Source organism: Chromobacterium amazonense (genome assembly GCF_001855565.1).
Classification (GTDB): Bacteria; Pseudomonadota; Gammaproteobacteria; order Burkholderiales; family Chromobacteriaceae; genus Chromobacterium; species Chromobacterium amazonense.
Genome location: NZ_MKCR01000004.1, coordinates 88,124 through 100,767, shown reverse-complemented (window position 1 = coordinate 100,767; position 12,644 = coordinate 88,124). Strand labels below are relative to the sequence as shown.

14 protein-coding genes are annotated in these 12,644 nt (G+C 63.1%); 11 read left to right on the top strand and 3 right to left on the bottom strand.

Going from position 1 to position 12,644, the window contains the following annotated elements; translation table 11 throughout:
- Positions 1-40: 40 nt before the first annotated feature.
- The 7 genes from BI343_RS03600 (at position 41) to moaC (ending at position 6,063) form a co-directional block, all read left to right on the top strand.
- Positions 41-949 (top strand): D-alanine--D-alanine ligase, encoded by a 909-nt coding sequence (locus BI343_RS03600; protein ID WP_071108694.1) that lies wholly within the window; start codon positions 41-43, stop codon positions 947-949.
- A complete protein-coding gene (locus tag BI343_RS03595) occupies positions 939-1,664 on the top strand; it encodes a cell division protein FtsQ/DivIB (protein ID WP_043623806.1) in 726 nt (241 codons plus the stop codon). Before BI343_RS03600 ends, BI343_RS03595 begins: the two co-directional genes overlap by 11 nt.
- A 19-nt stretch (positions 1,665-1,683) precedes the next feature.
- Complete coding sequence (gene ftsA / locus BI343_RS03590; protein ID WP_043623809.1) at positions 1,684-2,925, top strand: cell division protein FtsA; 1,242 nt, start codon at positions 1,684-1,686, stop codon at positions 2,923-2,925.
- Positions 2,926-3,026: 101 nt separating this feature from the next.
- Positions 3,027-4,214, top strand: a complete 1,188-nt coding sequence (gene ftsZ, locus BI343_RS03585; protein ID WP_043623812.1) for a cell division protein FtsZ — start codon at positions 3,027-3,029, stop codon at positions 4,212-4,214.
- A gap of 113 nt (positions 4,215-4,327) precedes the next feature.
- Positions 4,328-5,239, top strand: coding sequence for a UDP-3-O-acyl-N-acetylglucosamine deacetylase (gene lpxC, locus BI343_RS03580; RefSeq protein ID WP_043624094.1), 912 nt, complete (start codon positions 4,328-4,330; stop codon positions 5,237-5,239).
- A gap of 3 nt (positions 5,240-5,242) precedes the next feature.
- Positions 5,243-5,425 (top strand): hypothetical protein, encoded by a 183-nt coding sequence (locus BI343_RS03575; protein WP_071108693.1) that lies wholly within the window; start codon positions 5,243-5,245, stop codon positions 5,423-5,425.
- A gap of 158 nt (positions 5,426-5,583) precedes the next feature.
- The gene (moaC, locus tag BI343_RS03570; protein WP_071108692.1) at positions 5,584-6,063 is read left to right on the top strand and encodes a cyclic pyranopterin monophosphate synthase MoaC; all 480 of its coding nucleotides are present in this window, start codon (positions 5,584-5,586) and stop codon (positions 6,061-6,063) included.
- A gap of 52 nt (positions 6,064-6,115) precedes the next feature.
- Here moaC and BI343_RS03565 read toward each other — a convergent pair whose 3' ends face one another.
- The 3 genes from BI343_RS03565 to BI343_RS03555 form a co-directional block, all read right to left on the bottom strand.
- Positions 6,116-6,721: a PDDEXK family nuclease gene (locus BI343_RS03565; protein WP_071108691.1), complete on the bottom strand. Its 606-nt coding sequence runs from the start codon at positions 6,719-6,721 to the stop codon at positions 6,116-6,118.
- 68 nt (positions 6,722-6,789) lie between these two features.
- Positions 6,790-7,296, bottom strand: coding sequence for a CNP1-like family protein (locus BI343_RS03560; protein ID WP_043623824.1), 507 nt, complete (start codon positions 7,294-7,296; stop codon positions 6,790-6,792).
- A gap of 14 nt (positions 7,297-7,310) precedes the next feature.
- Positions 7,311-8,075, bottom strand: a complete 765-nt coding sequence (locus BI343_RS03555; RefSeq protein WP_071108690.1) for an NRDE family protein — start codon at positions 8,073-8,075, stop codon at positions 7,311-7,313.
- A 123-nt stretch (positions 8,076-8,198) separates the two neighbouring features.
- Here BI343_RS03555 and BI343_RS03550 point away from each other — a divergent pair, with 123 nt between their 5' ends.
- The 4 genes from BI343_RS03550 to oppB all read left to right on the top strand — a co-directional run bounded on the left by BI343_RS03550 (position 8,199) and on the right by oppB (position 12,635).
- The gene (locus BI343_RS03550; protein ID WP_043623827.1) at positions 8,199-8,429 is read left to right on the top strand and encodes a sulfurtransferase TusA family protein; all 231 of its coding nucleotides are present in this window, start codon (positions 8,199-8,201) and stop codon (positions 8,427-8,429) included.
- A 60-nt stretch (positions 8,430-8,489) separates the two neighbouring features.
- On the top strand, positions 8,490-9,524 hold the full coding sequence (gene pyrC / locus BI343_RS03545) for a dihydroorotase (RefSeq protein ID WP_071108689.1): 1,035 nt from the start codon (positions 8,490-8,492) through the stop codon (positions 9,522-9,524).
- A 433-nt stretch (positions 9,525-9,957) separates the two neighbouring features.
- Complete coding sequence (locus BI343_RS03540) at positions 9,958-11,574, top strand: peptide ABC transporter substrate-binding protein (RefSeq protein ID WP_071108688.1); 1,617 nt, start codon at positions 9,958-9,960, stop codon at positions 11,572-11,574.
- Between the two features lie 140 nt (positions 11,575-11,714).
- Positions 11,715-12,635, top strand: a complete 921-nt coding sequence (gene oppB, locus BI343_RS03535) for an oligopeptide ABC transporter permease OppB (protein WP_071108687.1) — start codon at positions 11,715-11,717, stop codon at positions 12,633-12,635.
- The last annotated feature ends 9 nt before the right edge of the window (positions 12,636-12,644 follow it).

The following is a 12,644-nucleotide window of genomic DNA, read 5'->3' as shown; positions in this document are numbered from 1 at the left end:
TTTTGCCCGCGCGCGGCGCGGGCGTGTTGAGGATAGACAGATGAAGCAGTACGGCAAGGTAGCGGTGTTGATGGGCGGAAGCTCGGCGGAGCGCGAGGTGTCGCTGATGAGCGGCAACGGCGTATTGACTGCCTTGCTGAGCAAAGGCGTGGACGCGCACAAGTTCGACCCGTCGGAAAAACCGCTTGCGGCGCTGAAGGAAGAAGGATTCGACCGCGTGTTCAACGTGCTGCACGGCCCGTTCGGCGAAGACGGCACCCTGCAGGGCGCCTTGGAAGCCTTGGGCGTGCCGTATACCGGCTGCGGCGTGATGGCTTCGGCCATCAGCATGGACAAGTGGCGCACCAAGCTGTTGTGGAAGGGCGCCGGTTTGCCGATTCCGGCCTTCGAGCTGCTGTCCGACGACAGCGATTTCGACGCGATCGAGCGGAAGCTGGGCTTGCCCATCTTCGTCAAGCCGTCGACCGAGGGTTCCAGCATCGGCGTGACCAAGGTCAAGCAAGCGGGCGGCCTGAAGGCGGCGTATGAGGAAGCGCGCAAGTACGACCGCGTGGTGATCGCAGAGCAGTTCATCGGCGGCGGCGAATACACCTGCGCGGTGATAGGCGAGGCCGCCTACCCGACGGTGAAGATCGAACCGGCGACCGAGTACTACGACTATGACGCCAAGTATTTCCGCGACGACACGGTGTACCGCTGTCCTGGCCTGGCCGGCGAGGCGGAACGCCGTGCGCGCGAACTGTGTCTGACGGCGTTCAAGGTGCTGGGTTGCCAGGGCTGGGGCCGGGTGGATTTCCTGATGGACGAGGCCGGCGGCATCTATTTGCTGGAAGCCAACACCAACCCGGGGATGACCAGCCATAGCCTGGTGCCGATGGCGGCCAAGGCCGAAGGGATCGCATACGAGGACCTGTGTCTGAAGGTATTGGATACGGTGCATGTGGGATAACCATCGGCTGCTCCGGGGCCTGGCTAATTGGATGCTGGGCGCGGCAGCGCTGATGTTGCTGTACGCGGGGGGATTCTGGCTGACGCACGAGCCGGTGTTCCCGGTGAAGAAGATACGGATTCAGGGCGACATGAATCGGGTGACGGCAGAGCAGTTGAGGTTCATCGCGGAGCATGAGCTGGCCGGCACCTTCTTCACCTTGGATATCGACAAGACGCGCGCCGCCTTCGGCAAGCTGCCGTGGGTGCGCGACGCGCAGGTGAGACGGCGCTGGCCGGACGCGCTGGATATCACCGTGGAGGAGCATGTGGCGCTGGCGCGCTGGGGAGAAAACGGTCTGGTCAATACGCGCGGCGAGCGTTTCGACGCCGCCAGCGACGCCAAACTGCCAGTGTTTTACGGCCCGGCCGGGACGGAGAAGGACATGACGGCGATGCTGACGCAACTGCGCCAGGCATTGCAGCCGTCAGGCCTGGTCCCGCGCGAGCTGTGGCTGTCGTCGCGGCGGGCATGGAAAGTGGGGCTGGACAACCAGCTGCAGCTGGAGCTGGGACGGAATGACGCGGTGGCGAGGGCGGAGCGCTTCGCCACCTACTGGAAGAGCGAGTTGGCGCGGTTGCCGTATCACATCGAATACGTCGACCTGCGCTATCCAAATGGATTCGCCGTGCGGATGCCCGACTACAAGGCGCCGCCGGCCAAGGGAAACAAGTGATTAGGCGTTGGAGCGACAGGTGAGCAAACCAAAGGAAAGCAAGAACATGCTGGTCGGCCTGGACATCGGCACCTCCAAGATCGTGGCGATCGTGGCCGAGGTGCTGGAAGACGGCCAGCTGAACATCGTCGGCATGGGCCATACGCCTTCGCGCGGCTTGAAGCGCGGCATGGTGGTGAACATCGAATCCACCGTGCAGGCGATCCAGCGCGCGCTGGAGGAGGCCGAGCTGATGGCCGACTGCAAGATTCACGAGGTGTTCGTCGGCATCGCCGGCAGCCACATCAAGAGCGTGAACTCGCACGGCATGGTGGCGATCAAGGACCGCGAAGTCACCAAGATGGACATCGATCGCGTGATCGAGACCGCGCGCGCCGTGACCATTCCGCCGGACCACCAGGTATTGCACATCCTGACCCAGGAATACAGCATCGACGGCCAGGAAGGCGTGCGCGAGCCGCTGGGCATGAGCGGCGTGCGGCTGGAAGCCAAGGTGCACATCGTCACCGGCGCGGTGTCCGCCGCCCAGAACGTGACCAAGTGCGTGCGCCGCTGCGGCCTGGAAGTGTCCGACCTGGTGCTGCAGCCGATGGCCTCGGCCATCGCCGTGCTGTCCGAGGATGAGAAGGACCTGGGCGTGTGCCTGATCGACATCGGCGGCGGCACCACTGACATCGCCGTGTACGTGGGTGGCGCGATCCGCCACACCGCGGTGATTCCGATCGCCGGCGACCAGATCACCAACGACATCGCCATGGCCTTGCGCACCCCGACCAAGGAAGCCGAGGACATCAAGATCCAGCATGGCGTGGCCCTGGTGGGCATGGCCGATCCGGCCCAGATGATAGAAGTGCCGGGCGTGGGCGAGCGCGGTCCGCGCCAGATGTCGCGCGCCACCCTGGCCGAGGTGATCGAGCCGCGGGTGGAAGAGCTGTTCCAGCTGGTGCAGCAGGAGCTGCGCCGCAGCGGTTTTGAAGAGATGTTGTCATCCGGCATGGTGCTGACCGGCGGCGCAAGCCTGATGCCGGGCATGGTGGAGCTGGCCGAGGAAGTGTTCCACCTTCCGGTGCGCGTGGGCGTGCCCAAGTATGTCGGCGGCCTGGCGGAAGTGGTGAAGACGCCGCGCTTCTCCACCGGCGTAGGCTTGCTGCTGTACGGCAAGGAGCAGATCCAGGGCTATGCCGGCCCGGTGAAGGCCGAGTCGGCCGGCGTCGGCCAGATGTTCTCGCGGATGAAGGCTTGGTTTGGCAGCAATTTCTGATGGGATTCGGGCCGCCGGCGAGGGCTGGCGGCGCATCCAATGTTGTTCGGGCGCAGTACAAAGCAGTTTGATTGGCTCATCTTTTATGTGAGGAGAGGGAAATGAGCGGAATGGTATTCGAAGTGATGCAAGAGACGGCCAACTCGGCCGTGATCAAGGTAATCGGCGTGGGCGGCGGCGGTTGCAATGCCATCGACAACATGATCTCCGGCAACGTGCACGGCGTGGAATTCATTTGCGCCAACACCGACGCGCAGTCGCTGCAGCGCAATCGCGCGCCGCAGAAGCTGCAGCTGGGCACCAACCTGACGCGCGGCCTGGGCGCCGGCGCCAATCCGGAAGTGGGCCGCAGCGCGGCGCTGGAAGACCGCGAACGCATCGCGGAAACCCTGCGCGGCGCCAATATGGTGTTCGTCACCGCCGGCATGGGCGGCGGCACCGGCACCGGCGCCGCCCCGGTAGTGGCGGAAGTGGCCAAGGAAATGGGCATCCTGACCGTGGGCGTGGTCACGCGTCCGTTCGACCATGAAGGCAAGCGCATGAAAGTGGCGCAGAACGGCATCGAGGACCTGAAGAAGCATGTGGACTCGCTGATCGTGATCCCCAACGAGAAGCTGATGGAAGTGCTGGGCGACGACGTCACCATGCGCGAAGCCTTCCGCGCCGCCGACGATGTATTGAAAGGCGCCGTGGCCGGCATCGCCGAAGTGATTACCTGCCCGGGCCTGATCAACGTCGACTTCGCCGACGTGCGCACCGTGATGAGCGAAATGGGCCTGGCGATGATGGGTTCCGCCTACGCCTCCGGCATCGACCGCGCCCGCGTGGCCGCCGAGCAGGCCGTGGCCAGCCCGCTCTTGGACAACATCACCTTGGAAGGCGCGCGCGGCGTGCTGGTGAACATCTCCACCGCCCCGGGCTGCCTGAAGATGAGCGAGTACCGCGAGATCATGGGCATCATCCGCCAGTACGCGGACGAAGACGCGCAGATCAAGTTCGGCACTGCCGAAGTGGAAGACATGCCGGAAGACACCATCCGCGTGACGCTGATCGCCACCGGCCTGGGCCAGAAGAAGGCTGCCCGCAACGAGGATCGTCCGGAGTACATCAAGATCGTCAAGACCGGCACCGACGACCGCGCAGTGGAAATGGTGAACTACGAGGACCTGGACGCGCCGGCCATCATGCGCACAGGCCGTCGCCGCGCCGCGCAGTCCTTGGACTTTTCCAATCCGGAAGTCAGCGAGAGCTACGATATTCCGGCCTTCCTGCGCAAGCAGGCCGACTGAGCGAGGGATGCGGATAGATAAACGCTATTCATGCTAGCGAATCAATCAATAAAGCATAGGCAGTCGCTATGCTAGAATCGGGTTTTCCCGTCTGGATTGAGTAGCCTGAAATGATCTTGCAGCGCACGCTGAAGCAAGCGATCAGCGCCACGGGCGTCGGTCTGCATTCCGGCGAGCGGGTGAAGCTCACCCTGCTGCCGGCGCCGCCCGATACCGGCATCCTCTTCCGTCGCACCGACTTGCCCGAGCCGGTAGATGTGAAGGTGGACCCATTGCTCGTCAACGACACGCGCCTCTCCTCCACGCTGGTGACGGACACCGGCGTGCGTGTCGGCACGATCGAGCATCTGATGTCGGCCTTCGCGGGTTTCGGCATCGACAACCTGGTCGTCGAAGTGACGGCGGCGGAAATTCCCATCATGGATGGTTCCGCCGCGCCGTTCCTGTATCTGTTGCAGACGGCCGGGATTGTCGAGCAGCCCAAGAAAAAGCGTTTCATCCGCGTCAAACAGACCGTGATGGTGGAAGACCGCGGCGTATGGGTCCGTCTGGACCCATACGACGGCTTCAAGATCACCCTGTCCATCGAGTTCAACCATCCGGCGTTCAATCGCGCGCCGCAGACCGTGGTGGTGGATTTCGCCCGTCACTCGTATAGCGACGAAATCAGCCGCGCCCGCACTTTCGGCTTCATGCACGAGGTGGAATACATGCGCAACCACGGCCTGGGCCGCGGCGGCAGCCTGGACAACGCCATCGTGATCGACGACGAATACGTGCTGAATCCGGAGGGCCTGCGTTTTCCGGACGAGTTCGTCCGCCACAAGATCCTGGATGCGATCGGCGACCTCTACATCGTCGGCCATCCGCTGATCGCGGCCTTCTCCGGCCACAAGTCCGGCCATGCGATGAACAACAAACTGCTGCGCAAGCTGCTGGAAACGCCGGAGGCCTGGGAGTTCGTCAGCTTCGACGATCCGCTGGACGCGCCGTCCAGCTTCCACCAGCTGCCACAGCAGGATTAAGCCGTGTTCGGCTTCTGGCGGCTGTGGCTGCTGGCGACGATACTGGCGATAGGCTGGGCGCTGCTGTGCTTCGCGCTGACCCATGACCGCCGCTATCTGCGCCGCGTGCTGGCCATCGTCCGCTGGAGCGCCGGCCTGCTGCTTATCGTCGCCTGTTTCTGGCTGATATTCCGCCTGCTGCGTTGAATGCAGTCCTGAACAAATTAGCCATTGCCACGGAAGAACACGGAACTTAGACGCTTGGACGACCGGGCTCGTGCCTTGTTAAAAAAGCCTTGGCAGATTTTGTCCGTGTCTTTCCGTGCGCTTCCGTGGCTAATCACGTATTACCCGAAAGGTTCGCCATGACCCGACTGACCCATTTCGACGCCGCCGGCCAGGCCCATATGGTCGATGTCGGCGGCAAGGCTGCCACAGCGCGCCGCGCCGTGGCCGAGGGCATGATCCGCATGTTGCCGTCCACGTTCTCGCTGGTGAAAAGCGGCGGCCACAAGAAGGGAGACGTGCTCGGCATCGCCCGCGTCGCCGCCATCATGGCGGCCAAGAAGACCTGGGACCTGATCCCGCTGTGCCACCCCATCGCCTTGACGCGGCTGGCGGTGGAGTTCGAGCTGCTGGACGGCGAGTCGGCCGTGCGCATCGAAGTCACGGCGGAATGCCATGGCCAGACCGGGGTGGAGATGGAGGCGCTTACGGCCGTCAATATAGGCCTCTTGACCATCTACGACATGTGCAAGGCGGTGGACCGCGGCATGGAAATCAGCGGCATCCGCTTGCTGGAAAAAGACGGCGGCAAGAGCGGCAGCTGGCGGGCGGAGGGCTAGGGGCTGTTTCTTTAATCGGAGGCCGCGCCTGCGCACCGGCTGGGCGGGTAGGCTATTTGCCAGCCTCCTGGCCCAATAGCTGCGTGCTGAGGTAAGCGTCCTGATGCGCCGTGGGCGGGTGGATCTCATGCCAGCGGTCGTGGCGGTTCCATTCGTACAGGCCGCAGCCGCGCTGCAGATGCAAATAGACGTGCTGGTAGCGCGAATGGGCCAGCATGCTGTGGGTCAGCTGGTTCAACTCCGGAATCGAGATGTATAGCAGCAGGGTGGACGCCATCGCGCCGTGTTCGAAGGTGCCGGCCGCCAGCAGCAGATGCAGCTGATGGCCGTTCGGCACATGGTAGTCCTTGCCCACCTTGGCCTCTATGCGGCAGGCGACGTCCAGCGCGCTGGCCGGCCGGGTGAACATCGAGCCTATGCCGCCGGCGGCCTGCTGGGCCTGCTGAACTTCCTTCTTGCGGGCATTGCGGCGGGCGTGCTCGCCGGCCAGCACCTCGGTCACCTCGATGGCCAGAAAGCGGCCGTCTGACAGCGCCACGCCGACATCGGGCGCCGGGCACTTCAGCGATCTGACATCAATGGGCGCGATGCCTTTCTGCTCAAACAGCCGCCTGACCCATTCCCTTTCGCGATTTTCCTGCAGAGTTTGCTGATCCATCGGCGCCTACGCGAATGCAAGACAGATGCTTTATCTTAGAACATCCATCCGGCTATCCGCAGCCGCCTTCAGCCGCCTTTGCGCAGCGACTCCACCGCCTGCGCGGCGTCGCGCGGCGCGCTGCCAAACGGGCACAGCAGCGTGCGCAGCTCGCGGCGCAGCTTGTCGCTGTAGACGATGTCCTGCCACAGCGGGCGCATCGGCTCGATCCAGCGCTGGTTGACGCTGTCGCCGAAGCCATAGGCACGGTATTGATTGCTCTTGCACTGGATGCCCTCGACGCTGAGGTTCTCCACCTTGCCGCTGAGGACGCGGCTGATGAAGCGCACCACGCCGTCCTGGCCCACGCTCAAGGTATTGCCGTCGACAAAGAAGCGGTTGCTCTGCAGCCAGTCTGGCTTCACCTCTATCCAGTCGGCCGCCTGCGGGTAGGCCGGCAGCGAGTAGGCTTGCTCCTCCCACGGCTTGTCCACATCGAGGGCGTAGTTGTTGTTCTTGATCAGCTTGCCTTCGGCTTGCGCCGTCAGGCTCAGGCACAGCGCCAGCAGCGCCGGCAGGGTATGACGGAATTTCAATGCAATGCTCCGGATCAGCGCGCCGTGCCGGCGCGCAGGTTGTAGTGGCGGCGGCCGGTTTCGCGCCCGGCCAGGCCCCAGCTGCGTTCGGAAAATCCGATATCGCCGCGGTTGCTCACGGTCAGCAGCATGGAGCTGCGGGTGCCGTAGTCGCGGCCCTGGATGAAGATGGGCGACAGCGTTTTTTCCAGCGCCATGCCGATGCGGGTGTTGGGCAACTCACCCGGCCCGCCCGGCGTCGGATCGGCCAGCGCGGCATAGGCCTGGTCTTCGGTCGGCGGCCGGCCGAATTCGGTCAGGTACTCCGCCAGCCGTCGGCATTTGAACCATGGCGTGTCCAGCGTGGCGTTGGACAGCGTGTGGATGCCGGGCGTGACGCGGGCGATCTGCTTGTTGGGGCTGTGGAAGAAGAACAGGTCGGCGCTGCTGCCGAACAGCAGATTGAACGGCGCGTAATGATGGCTCTCGGCCCGCAGCCAGTCGGCGAAGGCGAAAGGATCGTCGTCGCCGCTGACGAAGCGCTCCACCAGCTCGCCGCGCGAACGCTCCGCCTTGGGCGGGAAGCCGTCGCGGAAGTTGGTGATGGCGGCGATGCGGTTGCGGCCGTCCACCATCAGCCAGCTGCCGCCGGACTGCAAGTCGCGGCCGCCCAGCGTGTTGGGGTATTCCGGCCACCAATCCAGCGGCGCGGCGGGGCGGGCGTAGTATTCGTCGCGGTTGGCCAGCAAGACCAGCTGGCCCAAGCCCGGCGTTTTATAGGCGAAGGCGATGATGCACATGATACGGACCGATTTGGGTAAGGCTTGACGACTGGCGTAAACTATACGGCCACGGCTTGCCGCGCATCGCGGCCGCGCCATGTTCCCCTCATTGTAACCCGATATGGCTGAGGACACCGGCCCATGACACCCGACAAACACATCGACCTCTCCGGCTTGAACTGCCCCTTGCCGATTTTGCGCGCCAAAAAGGCGTTGGCGGACATGGCCAGCGGCGCGGTGCTGGAGGTGATCGCCACCGATCCGGGCGCGCCCAAGGATTTCGAGGCCTTCTGCCGCCAGACCGGCAATGGCCTGATGGAGTCGACCACGACAGCAGAAGGCAAGTTCCGAATGGTGCTGCGCCGCAAATAAGCCCATGGCGACGGTTTTCCGTCGCCATCGTTTCATCCACCGTTACGCAAGCGATCCACCATGCAGACACTGACCCTGATCCGCCCCGACGACTGGCACCTGCACCTGCGCGACGACGCCGCGCTGGCCGCCGTGTTGCCCGATACCTGTCGCCAGATGGGCCGCGCCATCGTGATGCCTAATCTGAAGCCGCCGGTCACCACTGTCGAAGCCGCCGCGGCCTACCGCGAGCGGATTTTGGCCGCGCGTCCGGCCGGCAGCGCCTTCGAGCCGCTGATGACGCTGTACCTGACCGACAAGACCCGCGCCGAGGAGATCCGCAAGGCCAAGGCCAGCGGTTTCGTCCACGGCGTCAAGCTGTACCCGGCCGGCGCCACCACCAACTCCGATCATGGCGTTACCGACATCGCCCATGCCATGCCGGCGCTGCAGGCGATGGCGGAAATGGGCATGCCGCTCTTGGTGCACGGCGAAGTCACCGACGCCGACATTGACGTGTTCGACCGCGAGGCGGTGTTCATCGAAAGGGTGATGAAACCGCTGCTGGCCAAGCTGCCGAATTTGAAGGTGGTGTTCGAGCACATCACCACGCGCGAGGCCGCCGAGTTCGTCGCCGCCGCGCCGGACAACATCGCCGCCACCATCACCGCCCACCATCTGCTGATGAACCGCAACGCGCTGTTCGTCGGCGGCATCCGGCCGCATCATTACTGCCTGCCGGTGCTCAAGCGCGAATTGCACCGCCAGGCGCTGGTTAAGGCGGCCACGTCCGGCTCGGCCAAGTTCTTCCTCGGCACCGACAGCGCGCCGCACGCCAAGGGCGCCAAGGAGTCCGCTTGCGGCTGCGCCGGCATGTATACCGCCCATGCCGCGATCGAGCTGTACGCCGAGGCCTTCGAGGCCGCCGGCGCGCTGGACAAGCTGGAGGCCTTCGCCAGTCTGAATGGCCCGGCATTCTACGGCCTGTCCGCCAACGCGGACCGCATCATGCTGGTCAAGGAAAGCTGGACGGTGCCGGCCGAACTGCCGTATCCCGGCGATGTCCTCGTGCCGCTGCGGGCCGGCGACAGCGTGGGCTGGCGCATGAAACTGTAAAACACCGTCAGTGTTGAGAAAAATTGATGGTAAAGCCGCTTTTCAGCGGCTTTTTTCATTTCAGGCGAAGCGGCTGCGGAAAATGCTTCTTTCGATGATTCAAGCGCATTAGCATACGTCGATCCAAGCCTGCGCCATCCTGGCGCGAGGCATGACAGGCATGAGTTTGGCTGATTTGAGGCCACAGAATTTGGCATGCAAAAATGCGATGGGTATAAAAAATAGTAAATGAGCAAGCCATTGATTTGCGCTAATAGTCCATTGTCGGACAAATCTTGCATGTTGAGGAAAATGAATGGAATTGCGCGCGCTTTAGGGCTTGAAGTATTCAAAACCCTCGGCGCATAATCAGCCATCCACTCTGGATACAATCGAGTGAAAAAGAATCGCGACCCGTTGCTCACGTGTCGAGACAGAACAAGGAGAGTAGAAAATGACTAACAAGCAATCGCTGCAGGGGATCGCCGCCGCTGTCGCGCTGGCCCTGGTTTCCAGTTCCGTGCTGGCCGCCAATGTGCCGGCCGGCGTCAAACTGGCCGCTAAACAGGAGCTGGTGCGCTCCAACGGTTCCGAGCCGGAATCGCTGGACCCTATGGTGGTGGAAGGCGTGCCCGCCAACATCATTACCCATGACCTGTTCGAAGGCCTGACCGCCACCGACAACGAAGGCAAGCTGCTGCCGGGCGTGGCCGAATCCTGGAAACAGACCAACCCGACCACCTGGGTATTCCACCTGCGCAAAACCGCCAAGTGGTCCGACGGCAGCCCCGTGACCGCAGACGACTTCGTCTACGGCATCCGCCGCCTGGTCGACCCCAAGCTGGCCGCCCCGTATGCCGGCACCTTCGGCATTTTCTTTGAAAACGGCCCGGATATCGTGGCCGGCAAGAAGCCGAATACCGCCATCGGCGTCAAGGCCTTGGACAAGTACACGCTGGAAGTGAAGACCGCCTTCCCGGTGTCCTACCTGCCGGAACTGATGTCCAACGCCCAGCTCGGCCCGGCACCCAAGGCCGTGATCGACAAGTATGGCAAGGACTGGACCAAGCCGGGCAAGATGGTGTCCAACGGCCCGTTCGTGCTGAAAGACTGGCAGGTCAACAGCAAAGTCGTGATCGAGAAGAACACGCAGTACTGGGACGCCAAGAACGTCCAGCTGACCAAGGTCAGCTTCCTGCCGATCGAAGACCAGAACGCCGACAACAAGCTGTATCTGTCCGGCCAGACCGACATGACTTATGAGATTCCGCCCGGCTCCTTCGCCAAGCTGAAGAGCGAAATGCCCAAGGATCTGAAGAACAACACCATTCTGGGCCTGCGCTACTACAGCCTGAACCATAAAGACCCGCTGATGAAGGACGTGCGCGTGCGCAAGGCGCTGTCCATGGTGCTGGACCGCGACCTCTTGGCCGCCAAGATCACTGCCGACGGCCAGGTGCCGGCCTATAGCGTGATGGTCAACGGCGTGCACGGCGCCAAGCCGTCCACCTACGATTGGGTGAAATGGCCGATGGCCAAGCGCGTGGAAGAGGCCAAGAAGCTGCTGGCCCAGGCCGGCGTGAAGCCGGGCACCACCATCAAGCTCTCTTACAATACCAGCGACTACCACAAGAAGATGGCCATCTTTGTGGCTTCGGAGTGGAAGACCAAGCTGGGCCTGAATACCGCTATGGACAACACCGAGTTCAAGGTATTCCTGAAGAAGCGCCATGACGGCGATTACCAGATCGCCCGCAACGGCTGGCTGGCCGACTACAACGACGCCACCACTTTCCTGGCGCTGATCCAGTGCGGCAACACCCAGAACGACAACTTCAACTGCAACAAGAAGGCTGACGCGCTGATCCAGCAGGGCAACGAGACCACCGATGCCGCCAAGCGCACCGAGTTGTTGACCCAAGCCACCAAGCTGGTGATGGAAGACTACCCGATGATCCCGGTGCTGCAGTACACCTTGCCGCGTCTGGTCAAGCCTTATGTCGGTGGCTACTCGCTGAAGAACACGGCTGACCGCTATCGCAGCAAGTACCTGTACATCATTCAGCACTAAGCGATTCCGCGCGGGAAGTTCCGCGTGACGAGGCCGGTTGTCCCGCAAGGGCAACCGGCCGATGATTGTGGTGTTCTCGCCCCGGGCGAGCGGCCGGCGCCCGCCTGCCGCCGAAGCGGGGCGAACGGGAGTTTCATGCGATGTGGTCTTACACTCTTCGCCGCGTGTTGGTGACGATACCAACCGTCTGGGCCGTTACGACGGTCTGTTACCTGTTGCTGCACTTGACCCCTGGCGGTCCTTTCGACGGCGAACGCAAGGTGTCGCCGGAAGTGCTGGCCAATCTGCAGGCCAAGTACCATCTGGACTTGCCCTTGTGGAAGCAATATCTGTATTACCTGAACAGCCTGCTGCATGGCGATCTGGGCGCGTCCTTCCGCTATGCGGACTGGAGCGTCAACGATCTGGTGGCGCACGCGCTGCCGGTTTCCGCCGCCATCGGCGGCAGCGCCATCCTGATTTCGCTGGTGATAGGCGTGCTGCTCGGCACCATCGCCGCCTTGCGCCAGAACAGCGTCATTGACTATCTGGTGATGCTGGTCGGCAATATGGGCAGCGCCTTCCCGTCTTTCATCATCGGCCCGGTGCTGGTGCTGATCTTCTCGATGCTGCTGCACTGGCTGCCGTCCGGCGGCTGGGATGATTTCGCCATTTCCTACATGGTGTTGCCGGTGGCCTTGCTGGTGTTCATCAACGTGGCCACCATCGGCCGCGTGATGCGCGGCAGCCTGATCGAGGTGATGAACAGCAACTTCATCCGCACCGCCCGCGCCAAGGGCCTGCCGCTGCGCACCATCGTGCTGCGCCACGCGCTGAAGCCGGCGCTGATGCCGGTGGTGACGCTGCTGGGGCCGCTGGCCATCTCCTCCGTCACCTCCGCCGTGGTGACCGAGTCCATCTTCTCGCTGCCTGGCCTGGGCAAGCTGATCGTCAACGGCGCGTCCAACCGCGATTACACGCTGGTGCTGGGCCTGGTGGTGCTGGTGACGGTGATCACCGTGGTGTTCAACCTCCTCGTCGACCTGGCATACGCCCTGCTCGATCCGAAGATCCGCTACTGAGGGGGATTT

Coding starts and splice junctions, on each gene's coding strand:
- BI343_RS03600 (WP_071108694.1), top strand. CDS start 41: ATGAAGCAGTACGGCAAGGTAGCGGTGTTGATGGGCGGAAGCTCGGCG.
- BI343_RS03595 (WP_043623806.1), top strand. CDS start 939: ATGTGGGATAACCATCGGCTGCTCCGGGGCCTGGCTAATTGGATGCTG.
- ftsZ (WP_043623812.1), top strand. CDS start 3,027: ATGAGCGGAATGGTATTCGAAGTGATGCAAGAGACGGCCAACTCGGCC.
- moaC (WP_071108692.1), top strand. CDS start 5,584: ATGACCCGACTGACCCATTTCGACGCCGCCGGCCAGGCCCATATGGTC.
- BI343_RS03565 (WP_071108691.1), bottom strand. CDS start 6,721: ATGGATCAGCAAACTCTGCAGGAAAATCGCGAAAGGGAATGGGTCAGG.
- BI343_RS03555 (WP_071108690.1), bottom strand. CDS start 8,075: ATGTGCATCATCGCCTTCGCCTATAAAACGCCGGGCTTGGGCCAGCTG.
- BI343_RS03550 (WP_043623827.1), top strand. CDS start 8,199: ATGACACCCGACAAACACATCGACCTCTCCGGCTTGAACTGCCCCTTG.
- pyrC (WP_071108689.1), top strand. CDS start 8,490: ATGCAGACACTGACCCTGATCCGCCCCGACGACTGGCACCTGCACCTG.
- BI343_RS03540 (WP_071108688.1), top strand. CDS start 9,958: ATGACTAACAAGCAATCGCTGCAGGGGATCGCCGCCGCTGTCGCGCTG.
- oppB (WP_071108687.1), top strand. CDS start 11,715: ATGTGGTCTTACACTCTTCGCCGCGTGTTGGTGACGATACCAACCGTC.